This is a genomic window from Bradyrhizobium macuxiense, from assembly GCF_001542415.1.
GTDB lineage: Bacteria > Pseudomonadota > Alphaproteobacteria > Rhizobiales > Xanthobacteraceae > Bradyrhizobium > Bradyrhizobium macuxiense.
Genome location: NZ_LNCU01000003.1, coordinates 52,704 through 70,056, shown reverse-complemented (window position 1 = coordinate 70,056; position 17,353 = coordinate 52,704). Strand labels below are relative to the sequence as shown.

Genomic DNA, 17,353 nt, shown 5'->3' with positions numbered 1-17,353 from the left:
CGCGCCGCCGATTCCGGTCGGCGGCACAACCAACGACCTGATCGCGATCGCGGTCGGTGTCATCGCATATCTGGCGCTGGCGTTTGCGTTCCATCCGGTCGTGATCGGCGTGCCTGTGATGGGAGCCTGACTATGTCTGTTCAATCCGCCATCAAGCGCAAGACTGCGCCCGATCTCCGCGCCCGCAAGAATGGCGAGCCGATCGTGATGCTGACCTCGTATCACGCACACACGGCGGCACTGGTCGACAAGCATTGCGACGCCATCCTGGTCGGCGATTCCCTCGGCAACGTCATGCACGGCTTCGAGACCACCGTGCCTGTGACCCTCGACATGATGATCCTGCAGGGGCGCGCGGTGATGCGCGGTTCGCAAGCTGCGCTCGTCGTCGTCGACATGCCGTTCGGCTCCTACGAAGGCTCGAAGGAGCAGGCGTTCCAGTCGGCGGTGCGGATCATGAAGGAAACGCTGTGCGGCGCCGTCAAGCTGGAGGGCGGCGTGCGGATGGCCGAGACGGTGGCGTTCCTGTCCGAGCGCGGCATTCCCGTCATGGGCCATATCGGCCTGACGCCGCAATCGATCAACACGCTCGGCTCGTTCCGCGCGCAGGGCCGCGAAGAGGCGAACTGGGCGCCGATCGAAGCCGATGCGAAAGCGATCGCGGAAGCCGGCGCGTTCTCGATCGTGGTCGAGGCGATCGCCGAGCCGCTGGCGCGCAAGATCACGCAGGCGATCGCGGTGCCCACCATCGGAATCGGCGCGAGCGCGGCCTGTGACGGGCAGGTGCTAGTGCTGGAGGACATGCTCGGCCTGTCGCCGCGCGCGCCGAAATTCGTGCGCCGCTACGGCAATCTCGGACCGGCGATCGAGGAGGCGGTCGCGGGCTATGCGCGCGACGTGAAGAGCCGCGCCTTCCCGGGACCCGAGCACGTCTACGACATGAAGAAAACCTGACGGAGCAAGGATGGACTGGTCGCAGCACGCACTTCCGCCCATGCGGTTCGAGCCGCGCTTCGGTGACCGCGTCGTGCCGGCCTTCGTGGAGCGGCCGGCCAGCCTCTGGGCGATGATCGCACAAGCCGTCGTGCAGAACGGCGACGGCGAGGCGCTGGTCTGCGGCGATGTCAGGCTGACCTGGCGCGAGGTCGCGCAGCGTTCGGCGAAGGTTGCGGCAGGCTTCGCGAAGCTCGGCCTCGCGCCCGGTGACCGCGTCGCGATCCTGCTCGGCAATCGCATCGAGTTCGTGGTGACGATGTTCGCGGCCGCCCATGCCGGGCTGGTGACGGTGCTGCTCTCGACGCGTCAGCAGAAGCCCGAGATCTCCTATGTGCTGAACGATTGCGGCGCGAAGCTGCTGGTCCACGAGGCCAGTCTCGCCGATCGCGTGCCCGACGCGGCCGACATTCCCGATCTCAAGGACCGCATCACCGTGAGCGACGACGGCACGTCGCAATTCGCTGCGTTGCTCGACAATCCGCCGGCGTTGGCTCCAGCGGAGGTGAGGGAAGAGGACACCGCGATGATCCTCTACACCTCGGGCACGACGGGCCGGCCGAAGGGCGCGATGCTCGCCCATTGCAACATCATCCACTCTTCGACGGTGTTCGTGTCCTGCCTGAAGTTGACCAAGGCTGACCGTTCGATCGCCGCCGTGCCGCTGGCGCATGTCACCGGCGCCGTCGCCAACGTCACGACCATGGCGCGCTGCGCCGGCACGCTGATCATCATGCCGGAGTTCAAGGCGTCCGAATATCTGAAGCTCGCCGCGCGCGAACGCGTGACCTACACGGTGATGGTGCCGGCGATGTACAATCTCTGCCTGTTGCAGCCGGACTTCGACAGCTACGATCTGTCGAGCTGGCGCGTCGGCGGCTTCGGCGGCGCGCCGATGCCGGTCGCCACCATCGAGAAGCTCGACGCCAAGATTCCGGGGCTCAAGCTCGCGAACTGCTACGGCGCGACCGAGACCACGTCGCCCTCGACCTTGATGCCGGGTGAACTGACCGCCGCGCATATCGACAGCGTCGGGCTACCGTGCCCTGGTGCCGAGGTCCTCGTGATGGGACCCGATGGACGTGAGCTGCCGCGCGGTGAGATCGGCGAGCTGTGGATCCGCAGCGCCTCTGTCATCAAGGGCTACTGGAATAATCCGACGGCGACCGCAGAGAGCTTTACGGCCGGCTTCTGGCATTCCGGCGATCTCGGCTCGGTCGATGCGCAAAACTTCGTCCGCGTGTTCGATCGCCAGAAGGACATGATCAATCGCGGCGGGTTGAAGATCTATTCGGCCGAGGTCGAGTCGGTGCTTTCAGGCCATCCCGCGGTCATCGAGAGCGCGATCATTGCCAAACCGTGCCCGGTGCTCGGTGAGCGCGTGCACGCCGTGATCGTGACGCGCGCCGAGGTGAACGCGGAGGCCTTGCGCGCCTGGTGCGCCGAGCGGCTGTCGGACTACAAGGTGCCGGAGACCATGGCGCTGACCGCGACCCCACTGCCGCGCAATGCCAACGGCAAGGTGATCAAGCGCCAGCTTCGGGAAACCCTGTCGGCGGTCGGGACCTGAGCGGGGAGGCAAACCTCCACCGTTAACGCTTTGATCCGCCTCGCTTTGCCTTGCCACCGCCACACCATTAGGGTAACGCCGCCGCGATGTGGGGATCGGGTGTGGGCTGGGCCCAGCCTGTATTTGCGGTCCCGAGGGGATGGGATAGCCTTAAGTGTCTGAATTATTTGATGAAGTCGACGAGGAAGTCCGTCGCGAACAGCTCAAGAGGCTGTGGGACAAGTACTCGATTTTTATCATCGCCCTGGCGGTCCTGATCGTCGCGGGCGTCGGTGGCTGGCGTGGCTACCAATATCTCGAGGGCAAGAAGGCTGCCGAGGCCGGTGCGGCATTCGACCACGCCGTCGAGCTGTCCGAGCAGAACAAGCATGCCGAGGCCGAAGCGGCGTTTGCCGATCTCGCCGCCAAGGCGCCGTACGGCTACCGGACCCTGGCGCGGCTGCGCATGGCCGCCGAGGTCGCGACCCGCGACCAGCCGGCCGCCGCGAAGCTGTATGACGAGATCGCAGCCGACCGCAGCGTCGGCCGGTCCGAGCAGGACCTGGCGCGGATCCGCGCCGCGCAGCTGCTGATGGAAACCACGACCTATCCGAACATGCTGCAGCGGCTCGAGCCGGCCACGGCCAAGGACTCGACCTTCCGCCACAGCGCGCGCGAAATGCTGGCGCTGTCGGCCTGGCGCGCCAACGACGCCACCGCCGCGCGGCAGTGGCTCGACCAGATTGCCAATGACGGCGATACGCCGCCGAGCCTGCGCTCTCGTGCCGAAGCGCTGCAGGCCTTGCTGCCGCCGGTAGCCAAGAGCTAACCGGCGAAACCCGAGTTGAATGAGACATCGACCATGCGCCGCTCGCAACGCTTGATCGCAGCCGCAGTTCTCCTCTCGCTTTGCAGCGTGCTGGCGGGTTGTGGCGGCGGCGGTATGGCCAATTTCGATCCGTCCGATCTGCTCGACTTCCTCGACACCAAGAAGAAGCTGGCCGGCGATCGCAAGCCGGTATTCCCCGAAGGCGTGCCCGGCCTCGAGCAGGGCGTACCGAAGGAATTGTACAAGAACGAGGTGGAGCAGCAGCAAAGGCAGGAGCAGGCCGCCGAGGCTGCGGCCGCAGCGCCTACGCCTCCACCGGCGGAGCCGGCGAAACCGGCGAAGAGGCACAAGGGCAAGCCGGCTCCCGCCGCGGACCAGGCTGCCGCTCCCGACGCCGCGGCGTCCGAGGAGGGCGCTCCTGCGCAATTGCCGCCGGAGCCGAAGAAGAAAAAGATCGTCCGGCGCCGGACCACCGCGCCGCCTGCCGACGACCAGCAGGCGCAGCAACCCGCCGCGCAGCCGTCGGCCCCGGCACAGGCCTCGCAACAATCCGGCGGGGCGTTCCCCGCGCCGCTACCGAGCGGCTCGTTCAGCCGCTAAAGCGCTTTCAAGCGAAGTGGACTCCGGTTCGCGTCAAGAAAGCGCGTCAAAGCCATAACCTTGAGCTTCGGTTCTGATTCAATCAGAACCGATAATGCTCTAGGGTCTCAATGTTATCCGTTTGACTCGCGTTGCGGCCGCAGCGCCGGGATGATCCATGTCTTTCACCATCGCCATTATCGGCCGGCCCAATGTCGGCAAATCGACGCTGTTCAACCGGCTGGTCGGACAGAAGCTCGCGCTTGTCGACGACGAGCCCGGTGTGACCCGCGACCGCCGCGAGGGCCAGGCGCGGCTCGGCGATCTCGACTTCACGATCATCGATACCGCCGGTCTCGACGAGGGCGCCAAGGGCTCGCTCACCGCCCGGATGCAGGAGCAGACCGAAACCGCGATCGAGCTTGCGGACGCCCTGATGTTCGTGATCGACGCCCGTGTCGGCCTCACGCCGACCGACCGCGCCTTTGCCGACTTCGCCCGCCGCGCCAACAAGCCGGTGGTGCTGGTCGCCAACAAGGCCGAGGGCAAGCACGGCGAGATCGGCGCGATGGAATCCTACGCGCTCGGCCTCGGCGATCCCGTGCAGATTTCCGCAGAACACGGCGAGGGCATGGGCGAATTGTACGACGCGCTCAGCCCGCTGATGCCCGAGCTGGCCGAGGCCGACGACGAGATCGAAGACGATGAGGATGTGTCGGAGGAGGAGGCCGCGCAGCGTCCGATCCGCGTCGCCATCGTCGGCCGGCCCAATGCCGGCAAGTCGACGCTGATCAACCATCTGCTCGGCGAGGAGCGCCTGCTGACCAGCCCCGAGGCCGGCACCACGCGCGATTCCATCTCGGTCGAGATCACCTGGCAGGGCCGTGAATTCCGCATCTTCGACACCGCGGGCCTGCGCCGCCGCTCGCGGATCGAGGAGAAGCTGGAAAAGCTCTCGGTGGCCGACGCGTTGCGCGCCGTGCGCTTCGCCGAGGTCGTCGTGATGATGATGGACGCGCAGAACAAGTTCGAGGAACAGGACCTGCGCATCGCGGACTTGATCGAGCGCGAGGGTCGCGCGATCGTGCTCGCGGTCAACAAGTGGGACCTGGTCGAGCGCAAGCCCAACCAGATCTCCGCGTTGCGCACCGATGCCGATCACTGGCTGCCGCAGGTCAAGGGCGCGCCGATCATCGCCGTCTCCGGCCTGATGGGCGAGGGCATCGACCGCCTGATGACGGCGATCCAGGACGCGTACGCGGTCTGGAACCGGCGCTTGCCGACCTCGGCGCTCAATCGCTGGTTCGAGCAGGCGATCCAGGCGAGCCCGCCGCCGGCCGTCTCGGGCCGCCGGCTGAAGCTGAACTACATCACCCAGGTGAAGGCGCGCCCGCCGAGCTTCGTGCTGTTCTGCTCGCGCGCCGACGCGATCCCGAAATCCTATCTGCGCTATCTCACCAACTCGCTGCGCGAGACCTTCGACCTGCCGGGCACGCCGGTCAGGATCACACTGCGCGAGAAGGCCAATCCGTTCGCCCACAAGCGCAAACGGCCGTCATGAGCGGGGAGGCGGGGCATAGCGTTTTCGAGCGTAGTGAGTACCGGTTCGCGTGAAGAAAACACGTCAAAGCGAGAATCCCGACACGGCGGCGTCACCGGCGCGCAGCGGCGCGGTGGTCTTCGTCTTCATCACCTTGCTGCTCGACACGTTGGCGCTCCGGATCGCCTAACCCAATCCCGGTGATCTCGCCGCCCAAACCTTGGTGGCCTGGCAGCTTTCCATCGCTCGGGCGTAGGCAGGGCGTGCCGTCGTGCGGACGAGATAGTCTCGCTCGGTAGGGCCGGGGACGTAGTTGCCAGTTCGTAGGCCGAGCAGGAGGGCGTAGCTCACCGAGATATCGGCCGCAGTGAATCGGTCGCCAGCGAGATAGGGGCAATCCGCGAGGCGGCGGATAACCAAACCCAGCCGGCTCTCGAAGGTCTCGCGTGCCCAGCGGGTAACTCTGGCATCTCGCTCGCGTTCCGGCGCCAGTTCGCGACCGACAAGGACGGCGTTCATCGGTCCGGCGAGCCCGGCCTCGCCTAAGTGGAGAAATTGCAGATAGGAAGCGAAGGCGGGATCGTCCGCGGCGACGGCAAGCGAGCCTGAGCCGTAGCGGGCAAGGAGGTACTCAAGAATCGCGATCGATTCGACCATGATCGTCTTGCCGTCCTCGAGTGCGGGAATGAAGCCGGCGGGGTTGATTGCGAGGAAATCGCGATCATTCTCGACTGCTGGCAGATCGACCGGCCGCAGCCGATATGCCAATCCTAATTCCTCGAGCAGCCAAACAACACGGAAGCCACGACCTTCGCCATAGACGGTGAGCATAGTTGAGCGTTCCTGGATGGGCTAGATGTACGAACTCGCAGAGATAAGCCAGTCGCGCAACGGACTATCGATGGCGCGTGATGCGCTCAAGGCCTGGCGCATATTCGTCATCCTACAGTGCGAGCGCTTCCCACTTTGGTTCACGACCTAATCCGTCGCCGGCACCGAGTGGTGCTCGTGCATGATGCGCCAGTCGCCGTCGATCTTGCGCAATCCGATCGTCAGCCTGAACTGGAACGTGGCCTCCGGCGGGCCGCAGCGCATGATCGCGACGGCGAAGCCGACATCGTTGCCCGCCGTGATCGCGATGTCGTCGATATCGAACGCGTACGAAGGCTTGTGATACCGGAAGAACAGATCCCAGGTCTTGCGGTATTCATCCAGTCCGCGTGATTGCAATGGCGGCGGAACGTCGAACATCACGATGCCTTGATCATGATGGGCGAGCACGCCCGCATAGTCATGTCGACGGACGGCGTTCGCCCAGGCGTCGATGAGGGCTCTGATATCGGCTTCGGCGGTCTGCTGCGTCATCGCTGCTGCTCCGGGGGGCTGGCTGATCGATACTCCGAGGACGAAGGCGAGGGCGTCGATCCGACATGCGGCGTCATCTTCTGATGGTGTAGGCCGGTGACATTGGAACCCGGACGTGCCCGTGTCGCCGCATCGTTTTGCCTATTTACAAACCATCCAGATGGTTTGTATAAGGTCGACTTCGATTGGAGAGGCCGCGGTTCATCGGGGCCACCCTGGCAGGAGGAGCGTGGTGAACAACGAGGCCGTTGACGTCTGCGATGAATTGACCCGTTTCAGCGACGCGCAGGCGGCGCTGCTGACGTCGCGGAGTCTCGTCTATCTCACCGACCTGAAGCTTGATGGCGGCCGACACGGAACGATCGTCGCGGCCAGTTACACCGATGCGGAATCGGTCGCTCGCCGGCGCGGCCGGGGGGAGAGGGTCATCGGCCGAATGGCCCAGGGCTTCCTTCATGGTCTCCGATATCGCCTGTTACAAAAAGTGTGCGGCATCGGATAGCGGCGCGACCGATCGCGGCGCGATGATTGATTTCTTGCGCCGCTCGATCATCGTTTGCGCTGCCCGATCGGATGCAGCGCTTGAGATTGACGGATGCCGCTGAGATACTGTGCTCTTCCGCGACTTCCTCTTGAGTAGCCCATGGACAATCCTTCTCGCTCGGAACGATCCCGCAACGCCGCGCTCGAGGCCGCGACCACCATCGTGAAGCGTGACGGTCCGGGACGCCTGACGCTCGATGCGATCGCGCGCGAAGCCGGGCTCAGCAAGGGCGGCGTCATGCATCAGTTCCGGACCAAGGAAGCGGTGCTGAAGGCCCTGCTCGAGCAGCAGATCGCCTATTTCGAGGACTTCTCGAGCCGCTTCATGGCGAAGGCGCGCGAGACCACCGACCAGCCCGAACTGGCGGCGCAGATTGCCACGCTGCGCGAGGCGATCAAGACGCCGCGCGCGGGCGCCTTCGCGCTGCTCGCGGCGATGAACGAGAATCCCGAATTGATGGCGCTGCCGCGCGATGTCGACATCAAGAAGGTCGCGGTCATGAAGGCCCAGGCCCGCGACCCCGACCTCGCGCTGTTGCGCTGGGCGGCGGCGAGGGGACTGCTGTTGAGTTCGCTGTTCGGCCTGTCGTCGCTGACGGATGCGGAGCGCGATCGCCTGTTCGAGCGATTGCTCGACGACAGCCAGTGGACTGCGATCGAGCAGTCCTCTGACGCGACAGCAAGGCCGGCGAGCAAGACGGCTGCGAAAACAGCATCGGCTGCGCGCAGCGCGAAGTCGGCGAAGGCGCGCAAGGGCGGCTGAGGTTTCCCAAGGCTGCATTCGATCATCGCTTTATCGAAAATAAGCAGCACTGGCGATCGCGGCCACTGTACAAACCAACTGGTCGGTTTTATAACTCCACACACTGAGGCAGACCTGGAGAGGCCCGGAAGGCGAACCAGGTCGTCAAAGGCGGCCGCGGCGGCGTTCTTTCCCCGGATGTTGCTGCGGCCGTGCCGCGAACTGCCCAGCCGGATGAGGAGATTGGAATGGATAGCTCGATCACTGCGCGCGGTCTGGGAACGGTGTTGCTTTGCGTGGTTGCGGCCGGACGCGCCACCGTCGCGCCGGTGCCCTACGCCGAGATGGCATCGTCGACGTATCTCGTGCCGGATACATCCGACGCATCGGGCCGCGTGCCCTATCGCTATTCGACTGCGGTCGACTGGCGCGTCGACCGCAAGGTCATTCTTGATCCGGTCGTGATCTATCGCGGCAGGGATCACCAGTTCGGCGAGATGTCCGAGAAGGACAAGGCGACGCTCGCCGCCTACATGCAGACCCGCTTCGCCGACAAGCTGCGCGAGCGCTTCACGATCGTGAACACGCGCGGGCCGTACACGTTGCGGGTGCGGCTGACGCTCACCGGCGCGGTCGCCAACACGCCGGTGCTCGGCACGCTGTCGCGCTTCGATCTGGCGGGCGCGGTCTATAACGGTGTCCAGGCCGCGCGCGACGGCGAGGGCACGATGACAGGCTCGGTGATCTATGGCGTCGAGTTGTTCGACAGCTCGAGCTCGCGCCTGCTCGGCGCCTACGTCACCAAGCAATATCCCAACGCCTACGACATCAAGGCCAGCGTCGGCGATCTCGCCGCCGCGACCGCCGGCATCGACAAGGGTGCCGACGCCTTCATCGCGCAACTGAAGTGATGCGCGCATCGCGCGCCCGCCCGCTACGATCTGGACAATGAAAGGTGCTGTCGAATGAACTACTTGGTTCGCCTGTTTCTGCGCAGCCTGGTCGCCGCCATTCTGATGAGTTCAACCGGCCATGCCAAAACGGTCAACCCGACCGATCCCAGCGGGACCTGGCTCACCGAGGACGGCCGCGCGCGCATCCGCCTCGAACGCTGCGGCGCTGCGCGGGATCGCCTCTGCGGCTTCATCGTATGGATGAAGGACCCGGTCGATTCACGCGGGCAACCCTTTCGCGACGGCTTCAATCCCGATCCCGACAAGCGAGCGCGTTCGCTGCTCGGTCATCAGCTCATCATGGGATTGATGGCGTCGTCCGACGGGCGGTTCGACGGCAACATCTACAATGCCGAGGACGGCAAGTTCTATTCGATCTCGTTGTGGCGTGAGACGTCCGACCGGCTGAAGCTCAAGGGCTGCCTGATCAAGCTGCTGTGCCAGACCCAGACCTGGACGCATACGCTGGATGTCCAGCCCGGACAGCTGGTCGGCCTGACCGGCGACGTCGGCGGCCCCCGCGCCGACAAGGAATGGGTGGCATTGCCGGCGCCTCCGACCCGGGCCAAGGCGGCCGCGAAGTGACGATGTAGGGAATGTAGGTGGGCAAAGCGACGCGCCGTAGCTCGAAGGGCGAAGGCCGAAGCGTGCCCGCCATCACGAGCACGCCGAAATGGTGGGCACGGCTTGCGCCTTTGCCCACCCTAGGAAGCCTTGCTTATTTCTTCACCAGCGGGCACTCGCTGTCCTTCAGCGGCTTGGCTGCGTCTTCCGGCGAGATCGTGGCGACCAGCTTGTAGTAGTCCCACGGATATTTGGATTCTTCCGGCTTCTTCACCTCGAACAGATAGGCCGGAATGATGCGGCGGCCGTCGATGCGCAGCGGGCCCTTGCCGAACAGCGGGTCGTCGGTCGGGATCTCCTTCATCTTGGCGACCACCTTGGCACCGTCATGCGGATTGCCGCCCATCGCGTCCAGCGCCTTCAGATAATGCAGGACGCCGGCATAGACGCCGGCCACCGTCATCGAGGGCATCGTGCCCTTGGGCGAGAGCTTCTGGAAACGCTTCGACCAGGCGCGGGTCTGGTCGTTCATGTCCCAGTAGAACGACTCCGTGAAGGTGAGGCCCTGCGAGATCTTCAGCCCGAGCGCGTGCACGTCGTTGATGAAGAGCAGCAGCGCCGCAAGCTTCTGGCCGCCGGCGGTGATGCCGAATTCGGAGGCCTGCTTGATCGCGTTGTCGGTGTCGCCGCCGGCATTGGCGAGCCCGACGATCTTGGCCTTGGAGGCCTGCGCCTGCAGCAGGAATGAGGAGAAGTCCGCGGTATTGAGCGGATGCTTGACGTCGCCGAGCACCTTGCCGCCATTGGCGGTGACAACGGCCGAGGTGTCGCGTTCCAGCGCGTGGCCGAAGGCGTAATCGGCGGTGAGGAAGAACCAGCTGTCGCCGCCGGCCTTGGTCAGCGCCTTGCCGGTGCCGTTGGCGAGCATATAGGTGTCGAAGGTAAAGGAGATCGTGTTGGCGTTGCAGGCCTTGCCGGTGAGATCGGCGGTCGCGGCGCCGGAGTTGAGCATGATCGAGTTCTTTTCCTTGACCAGGTTGCTCACCGCGAGCGCAACGCCGGAGTTCGGCGTGTCCGTGATCATGTCGACCTTGTCGTTGTCGATCCAATTCCGGGCGATGTTGACGCCGACGTCGGGCTTGTTCTGGTGGTCTCCGCTCACCAGGTCGATGGTCCAGCCCTTGGCGCGGAGGCCGGAGTCTTCGATCGCCATGTTCGCGGCGACCACCGAGTTCGCCCCGCCGATGTCGGCATAAAGGCTCGACATGTCGTTGAGCACGCCGATCTTGACGTTCTTGTCCAGTTTGCCCTGGGCAAACGCGGAAGTTGAGATGGTGAGTGCGGCGCAAGCAAATAGCACGGCATAGCGCCGCGCGAGCGTCGTCGTCATACGTAGTCCTCCCTCTGTCAAATTTCCGGACGGCCCTCTTGAGACGGGGCATTCGTTCCGGTGGTTCCGCTTACCCCGTCCGCGGGGCAGCGGCAATCCGCATAAAGCCGGATGACGCGCGTTGAAGCGCCGTCCGGCTAGCAAGGTTACTTGAGCGCGTCCGAGGTCAGCTTGAATTTCTGGAGGCGCTTGCCTTCGACCTCGCCGGTGTAGACGTTGCCCTTCTGGTCGACCGCCATGACGTGCAGCAGCGCGAGTTGGCCGGCATTGCGGCCGCTATGGCCGAACGTGCCGACGACCTTGCCGTCGTCGCGCTGGATCACCCGGATCTCGTTGTTGGCGCCGTCGGCATTCAACAGATAGGTCTGCTTCGAATCGGGCCACAGCGCGAGATCGAACACCGCACCGTCGCCGAGCGTCTTCTTCTCGTAGAAGAACTCCTTCACGAAGGTGCCGTCCTTCTTGAAGACCTGGATGCGGTCCTGGCTGCGATCGCAGACATAGACCAGCCCGTCATTGGCGAGCTTGATGCAGTGCACGGGATTGCCGAATTGGTGCTGCGGCGCCGCGCTCGGATCGTAGGGCGGTTGCTTGTCGTCGTTCGGCCGGTTGCCATAACCGCCCCAGTGCCGCTTGTAAGCCAGCGTGGTCGCGTCGAACACGATGACGCGGCGGTTGCCGTAGCCGTCGGCGACGTAGAGCTCGTTGTCGTCCTTGTCGATCGCGATGCTTGCAGGCTTGCCGAGCTGCGTGGTGTCGTTGCTGTTGCTGCGCGGCGCGATCTTGCCGATCTGTCCGAGATATTTGCCGTCGAGGGTGAACTTGAGGATCTCGCTGTCGTCGTCGGCATTGCCGCCGATCCAGACGAAGCCGCGCGGGTCAACCTCGATGCCGTGCTCGCGGCCGACCCATTGATAGCCGTCGCCGGGGCCGCCCCAGGATCGCAGCAGATTGCCGTCGGCGTCGAACTCGAGCACCGGTGGCGCGGGTACGCAGCATTTGGCGCGCGGCGGCGTCAGGCTCGCGGCCTTCTCGCCCTCGGTCAGCGAGCGGGGACGATGGATCACCCAGATGTGCCCCTGCCAGTCGACCGTGATGCCGCCGACCTGGCCGATGATCCAGTTGTTCGGAAGCTGCTTCGGCCAGGACGGGTCGACCGCGAAGGTCGGGACGTCGCCGGCCTTGGCCGGAGCGTGCGGGACGAGAAGGGCGAGGGAGGCGATAAGGGCGGAGAAGATCAATCCGGACAGTTTGAAACGCGCGCGGTCGAGCGTCGGCATCATCGGTGCCTCCCGTGATTTTTCTTGGCGGTGGTCCCGCTGGGAGCGCAGTCAATCGTGGGGAGGGAGGGGAGTCAATGGTTCACGCCGTCATTGCGAGGAGCGTAGCGACGAAGCAATCCATCGTCCCGCATACGCCGACCCATGGATTGCTTCGCTTCGCTCGCAATGACGCGGGATGAACGCCTGTTACGCCGGCGCTTGAAAACTCCGCAGCGTGCGCGCCTTGTAGTCGTAGAGCTTGCCGGTCTCGGTCCAATCCGGCGAGCACATCGGCACGATGAATTCGGCGGCCATGTCGGGCGTATCGAGCGTCATCGGGTCTTCGCCGGGAAACACGGCGGCGCGCATCCGGGTGCGGATCGGACCGGGGCTGAACAGGTTGACGCGGATCTTGGTATTGGCGGTCTCGTTGGCCCAGGAGCGCACCAGTGCCTCGAGCGCGGCTTTCGACGCTGCGTAGGGGCCGAGATAGGCGTTGGCCTTGTGGGCCGCGCCCGAGGTGACGAACACCGCGCGGCCGGCATCGGATTGCTTCAGCAACGGCTCCATGCATCGGATCAGCTGGAAGTTCGCGGTGACGTTGATCGCCATCACGTCGTTCCACGGCTTCAACTCGATATGGCCGAGCGGCGACGAGGGCCCGGGGGTGCCGGCATTGCCGACGAGGATGTCGAGCTTGCCGTGGCGCTCGTGCAGCGCGAGGCCGAGCCGCGCGATGCCTTCGTAATCGGTGAGGCTGAGCGGCACCAGCGTGGCGCTGCCGCCGTCCTTGCGGATCTCGTCGTCGAGCTCCTCCAGCCCGCCTTGCGTCCGCGCCACTGCCACAATATGCGCGCCGGCCTTGGCGAGCGCGACCGCGGTGGCATAGCCGATGCCGCGCGAGGCGCCGGTCACGAGGGCGATACGGGAGGCGAGGGGTTTTGTCATGAAAGGGACTCTAGCAAATCGTCGTCCCTGCGAAAGCAGGGACCCACACGCCGTGGCGGTCGTGATGGCAGAAGATGTTCGTGTCTAGTACTGTCCCAGCCATGCCCGACGGTGGCTATGGGTCCCTGCTTTCGCAGGGACGACAGCGCGGGGTGGATCAGCTTGCCTCCGCCAGCAGCGAGAGCTGGCGCGGCGCGGGCTCGACGTCGCTCTGGTCTGTGAGGTGGGTCGGATAGGCGCCGGTGAAGCAGTGGTCGGCGAATTTCGGGTTGGCGGGATCGCGGCCCGGATAGCCCATCGCGCGGTACATGCCGTCTATCGACAGGAAGGCGAGCGAGTCGGCGCCGATGATCTCGCGCATCTCCTCGACCGAATGCGTCGCGGCCAGGAGGCCGCCGCGGTCGGGCAGGTCGATGCCGTAATAATCGGGATACAGGATCGGCGGCGAGGCGAGGCGGAAATGCACCTCGCGGGCGCCGGCGTCGCGCATCATGCGCACGATCTTCTTCGAGGTGGTGCCGCGCACCAGCGAGTCATCGATCAGGATAATGCGCTTGCCCTCGATCGCGGCGCGGTTGGCCGAATGCTTCATGCGCACGCCGAGCTCGCGCACGCTCTGGGTCGGCTGGATGAAGGTGCGACCGACATAGTGATTTCGGATAATGCCGAGTTCGAACGGCACGCCGGAATACTGGCTGTAGCCGACCGCGGCGGGCACGCCGGAATCCGGCACCGGCACCACGACGTCGACATCCGGATGGCTCTCGCGCGCGAGCTGCGCACCGAACGCCTTGCGCACGTCATAGACCGAGCGGCCGCCGACGATGGAATCGGGACGGGCGAAATAGATGTATTCGAAGATGCAGGGCCGCGCCGGCTTCGGCGGGAACGGCTTGTGGCTGTGTGCGCCGCTCTCGTCGAACACGATGATCTCGCCGGGCTCGATGTCGCGGACATATTTGGCGCCGATCATGTCGAGCGCGCAGGTCTCGGAGGTCAGGATCGGGCGGCCGTCGAGATCGCCGAGCACCAGCGGGCGAATGCCGAGCGGATCGCGCGCTCCGACCAGCTTCTTGTTGGTCAGCGCGACCAGCGCGTAGGCGCCCTCGATCGTGCGAAGGGCCTCGATGAAACGGTCGATGAAGCGCGAGCGCTTGGACTGCGCCACCAGATGCAGGATCACCTCGGTGTCGGTGGTCGACTGCATCAGGGCGCCACCCTTGACGAGCTCGCGGCGCAAGGTCAGGCCGTTGGTGAGGTTGCCGTTGTGACCGACCGCAAACCCGCCGGCGCTGAGTTCGGCGAACAGCGGCTGCACGTTGCGCAAGATGGTCCCGCCGGTCGTGGAGTAGCGGACATGGCCGACTGCGGCATTGCCGGGCAGGCGTTCGATCACCTCGCGGCGGGAGAAGGCGTCGCCGACCAGGCCGAGGCGGCGCTCGGAGTGGAAGCGGCTGCCGTCGAAGGTGACGATGCCGGCGGCTTCCTGGCCGCGATGCTGGAGGGCGTGCAGGCCGAGCGCGGTGATCGCGGCGGCTTCCTGGTGGCCGAAGATGCCGAATACGCCGCATTCCTCGCGGAGCGTATCCCCATCCAGATCGAGATCATCCTGCAATTCGATCGGGCCGAGGTCGAGGTCGAGTTGGTCGGCATGATCGGAAGGGGTTTGCATCTCGTTCATCGCCTCTCGTTGGGGCCCGTCAAAATCAATGTCCCGCGGGTTTCTCGATCAGCTTTTTAAGGCCGTCGCGGGCAGGTTTGCTGTAGCCGTCGCCCGACGCAGGCGTGGGGGCCTGATCGGGATCGGCAGCAGAATCATCGTCCGGCTTATTCTTTTTGAACTTCTTTAAGATGGTGTTCTCGGGGTCGTCAGGCAAGAGCGACATCAGCCAATCCCCGGTTCCCTGCAGCACCACCCGGGACTTCGCCCCCGTCACCCAGTCGGGCCGCTGCTTGTCCGGAACCAGCCAGGTGAAGAACATGAACGCCACGACCACGATCAGCAGGCCGCGGGCGAGGCCGAACAGGAAGCCGAGGGTGCGGTCGAGCGCGCCGATCCGCGAATCCAGGATCATGTCGGAGATCCGGACCGTGATGATCGAAACCACGATCAGCGTGCCGATGAAGACACCGGCCACCACGACCACGGCCGCGACCGTGTCGTTGTTGAAATAGGTCTTGGCGGTCGGCAGCAGCTTCGAGAACGCATAGAGCGTCACCAGCGCCGCGGCGCCCCAGGCCGCAATCGACAGGATCTCGCGCATGAAGCCGCGCACCATGGCAAGCAGGCCCGAGATCAGCATCACCCCGAGCAGGACGAGATCAAGTATCGTTATGGGCATCGGCTGGTCAGGTCCGCTGGTACGTTTCGGTACGCTGTTAGTAACTCTCGCGAATCGGCGTGTCGGTGCCGTCCTAACTGAGGCGCATCGGGGGCGTCCGGCAAGGCCGGCGAGCCACCTGTCCCGCGCGCCGGATGTATAGCGGCGGGGGGCTGATACGTCACGCCGCTTTAGCCGTTGTCGCGACGGAATCGGGCCGGTGTGGCATTTTTCTCAACCGGATCAGGGCCCCCGGAGCCGCTTTGGTCGCCTCTCGACGCACCCTGGTTGGCTCTGGGTGTTCCCCGGTCGCCTCTTGGCGTACCCCGGTCGCCTCTTGGCGTACCGAGTGCCGCGATTTCGGCGACCAGGGTGGTCAGATTGCCGACGCTGTTGAGCGAAAGCCCGGCGTCGCCGCCCGCATCGCCGCGGGCCGATTCGGGCAGGGTGGCGCGGCCGAAGCCGAGCTTGTTGGCCTCTTTCAGCCGCGCCGGCGTCTGCGCCACCGGGCGGATCGCGCCGGACAGCGAAATCTCGCCGAAATAGACCGCATCCGTCGGCAGCGGCGCGTTCACCAGCGAGGAGACCAGCGCCGCGGCCGCCGCGAGGTCGGCGGCCGGCTCCTGGATGCGCAGGCCGCCGGCGACGTTGAGATAGACGTCGTGGCCGGAGAGCTTCACCCCGCAATGGGCCTCCAGCACCGCCAGCACCATCGACAGCCGGCTCGGGTCCCAGCCGACCACGGCGCGGCGCGGCGTGCCGAGCGAGGTCGGCGCCACCAGCGCCTGCAATTCGACCAGTACAGGGCGGGTGCCCTCGATGCCGGCGAACACCGCGGTCCCCGGACTGCCGAGGTCGCGTTCAGAGAGGAACAATTCGGAGGGGTTGGTGACCTCGCGCAGCCCGAGGCCGGTCATCTCGAACACGCCGATCTCGTCGGTCGCGCCGAAGCGGTTCTTCACCGAGCGCAGGATGCGGAACTGCTGCGAGCCTTCGCCCTCGAACGACAGTACCGCATCGACCATGTGCTCGACCACGCGGGGACCGGCGATCTGGCCGTCCTTGGTCACGTGTCCGACCAAGATGATGGCGGCTCCGGTCTTCTTGGCAAAACGAATGAGCGCCTGCGCGGAGGCGCGGACCTGGGTGACCGTGCCGGGCGCCGACTCGACGGTGTCGGTCCACATGGTCTGGATCGAATCGATCACGATCAGGCGCGGGACAGCGCCTTCCGACAGCGTCGAGACGATATCCTCGACCGAGGTTTCCGACGCCAGTTGCACCGGCGCGTCCGCGAGCCCGAGCCGCTCGGCGCGCAGCCGCACCTGCGCCACCGCCTCTTCGCCCGAGATATAGACCGCGCGGTGGCCGGCGCGCGCCATCATGCTTGTGGCCTGCGTCAGCAGCGTCGACTTGCCGATGCCGGGATCGCCACCGACCAGCAGCACCGAGCCGCGCACGAAGCCGCCGCCGGTGACGCGATCGAGCTCGGCCATCCCCGAGGAGAGGCGCGGGGCATCCTGGGTCTTGCCGGACAGCGACTCCAGCGCGAACGTCCGGCCCTTGCGCTTTGACCGGATCGAGACCGGCACCGAGCCCGTGGTGTCTTCCTCGGCGAGCGTGTTCCATTCGCCGCAGGCGTCGCACTTGCCCTGCCAGCGATTATACGCCGCGCCGCAATTCTGGCAGACGAAGGAGAGGGTGTTCTTGGCCATGAAGGTGAGTTCGGCAGTTCCAGCGAATCCGCCCCTTCCATAGCATGGAACGCGGCTGCA

Annotated in this window: 17 protein-coding genes and 1 pseudogene; 10 read left to right on the top strand and 8 right to left on the bottom strand. The window is 65.4% G+C overall.

Translation table 11 applies throughout. From position 1 onward, the window contains the following. The 6 genes and pseudogenes from AS156_RS43770 to der all read left to right on the top strand — a co-directional run. Positions 1-130: pseudogene (locus AS156_RS43770) on the top strand (NnrU family protein); the annotation flags it as partial. A gap of 2 nt (positions 131-132) precedes the next feature. Next, positions 133-954, top strand: a complete 822-nt coding sequence (panB, locus tag AS156_RS00465) for a 3-methyl-2-oxobutanoate hydroxymethyltransferase (RefSeq protein WP_066498602.1) — start codon at positions 133-135, stop codon at positions 952-954. Between the two features lie 10 nt (positions 955-964). Beyond that, on the top strand, positions 965-2,563 hold the full coding sequence (locus tag AS156_RS00460) for a class I adenylate-forming enzyme family protein (RefSeq protein ID WP_066498538.1): 1,599 nt from the start codon (positions 965-967) through the stop codon (positions 2,561-2,563). Positions 2,564-2,717: 154 nt separating this feature from the next. Continuing rightward, positions 2,718-3,371 carry a tetratricopeptide repeat protein gene (locus tag AS156_RS00455; protein ID WP_066498537.1) on the top strand — a complete coding sequence of 218 codons (654 nt, stop codon included), beginning with the start codon at positions 2,718-2,720 and terminating at the stop codon, positions 3,369-3,371. Positions 3,372-3,404: 33 nt separating this feature from the next. After that, positions 3,405-3,971, top strand: a complete 567-nt coding sequence (locus AS156_RS00450) for a hypothetical protein (protein ID WP_066498536.1) — start codon at positions 3,405-3,407, stop codon at positions 3,969-3,971. 157 nt (positions 3,972-4,128) lie between these two features. Then, complete coding sequence (der, locus tag AS156_RS00445) at positions 4,129-5,511, top strand: ribosome biogenesis GTPase Der (RefSeq protein ID WP_066498532.1); 1,383 nt, start codon at positions 4,129-4,131, stop codon at positions 5,509-5,511. 165 nt (positions 5,512-5,676) lie between these two features. On the opposite strand, the gene AS156_RS00440 is transcribed toward der, so the two are convergent. Both AS156_RS00440 and AS156_RS00435 read right to left on the bottom strand, forming a co-directional pair. Further along, on the bottom strand, positions 5,677-6,321 hold the full coding sequence (locus AS156_RS00440) for a glutathione S-transferase family protein (protein ID WP_066498524.1): 645 nt from the start codon (positions 6,319-6,321) through the stop codon (positions 5,677-5,679). Between the two features lie 147 nt (positions 6,322-6,468). Beyond that, the gene (locus AS156_RS00435) at positions 6,469-6,855 is read right to left on the bottom strand and encodes a nuclear transport factor 2 family protein (protein WP_066498522.1); all 387 of its coding nucleotides are present in this window, start codon (positions 6,853-6,855) and stop codon (positions 6,469-6,471) included. A 232-nt stretch (positions 6,856-7,087) separates the two neighbouring features. Here AS156_RS00435 and AS156_RS00430 point away from each other — a divergent pair, with 232 nt between their 5' ends. The 4 genes from AS156_RS00430 to AS156_RS00415 all read left to right on the top strand — a co-directional run bounded on the left by AS156_RS00430 (position 7,088) and on the right by AS156_RS00415 (position 9,678). Beyond that, positions 7,088-7,357, top strand: a complete 270-nt coding sequence (locus tag AS156_RS00430) for a hypothetical protein (protein WP_136625944.1) — start codon at positions 7,088-7,090, stop codon at positions 7,355-7,357. A gap of 141 nt (positions 7,358-7,498) precedes the next feature. Then, on the top strand, positions 7,499-8,161 hold the full coding sequence (locus tag AS156_RS00425; protein WP_066498520.1) for a TetR/AcrR family transcriptional regulator: 663 nt from the start codon (positions 7,499-7,501) through the stop codon (positions 8,159-8,161). A 227-nt stretch (positions 8,162-8,388) separates the two neighbouring features. Continuing rightward, positions 8,389-9,051 (top strand): DUF3313 domain-containing protein, encoded by a 663-nt coding sequence (locus AS156_RS00420; RefSeq protein WP_066498518.1) that lies wholly within the window; start codon positions 8,389-8,391, stop codon positions 9,049-9,051. 54 nt (positions 9,052-9,105) lie between these two features. Beyond that, positions 9,106-9,678: a DUF2147 domain-containing protein gene (locus tag AS156_RS00415; protein WP_066498517.1), complete on the top strand. Its 573-nt coding sequence runs from the start codon at positions 9,106-9,108 to the stop codon at positions 9,676-9,678. 133 nt (positions 9,679-9,811) lie between these two features. Here the strand turns inward: AS156_RS00415 and AS156_RS00410 are convergent, their stop codons facing one another. From AS156_RS00410 to radA, 6 genes are all read right to left on the bottom strand, one after another. After that, the gene (locus AS156_RS00410) at positions 9,812-11,047 is read right to left on the bottom strand and encodes an ABC transporter substrate-binding protein (protein ID WP_066498515.1); all 1,236 of its coding nucleotides are present in this window, start codon (positions 11,045-11,047) and stop codon (positions 9,812-9,814) included. Between the two features lie 146 nt (positions 11,048-11,193). After that, positions 11,194-12,330, bottom strand: coding sequence for an NHL repeat-containing protein (locus AS156_RS00405; protein ID WP_066498514.1), 1,137 nt, complete (start codon positions 12,328-12,330; stop codon positions 11,194-11,196). A gap of 186 nt (positions 12,331-12,516) precedes the next feature. Then, positions 12,517-13,257, bottom strand: coding sequence for an SDR family NAD(P)-dependent oxidoreductase (locus AS156_RS00400; protein WP_066498513.1), 741 nt, complete (start codon positions 13,255-13,257; stop codon positions 12,517-12,519). 157 nt (positions 13,258-13,414) lie between these two features. Next, complete coding sequence (gene purF / locus AS156_RS00395) at positions 13,415-14,929, bottom strand: amidophosphoribosyltransferase (RefSeq protein WP_066498599.1); 1,515 nt, start codon at positions 14,927-14,929, stop codon at positions 13,415-13,417. 34 nt (positions 14,930-14,963) lie between these two features. Beyond that, positions 14,964-15,599, bottom strand: a complete 636-nt coding sequence (locus AS156_RS00390; protein ID WP_066498511.1) for a CvpA family protein — start codon at positions 15,597-15,599, stop codon at positions 14,964-14,966. 170 nt (positions 15,600-15,769) lie between these two features. Continuing rightward, positions 15,770-17,293: a DNA repair protein RadA gene (radA, locus tag AS156_RS00385; protein ID WP_066498510.1), complete on the bottom strand. Its 1,524-nt coding sequence runs from the start codon at positions 17,291-17,293 to the stop codon at positions 15,770-15,772. Positions 17,294-17,353 lie beyond the last annotated feature (60 nt).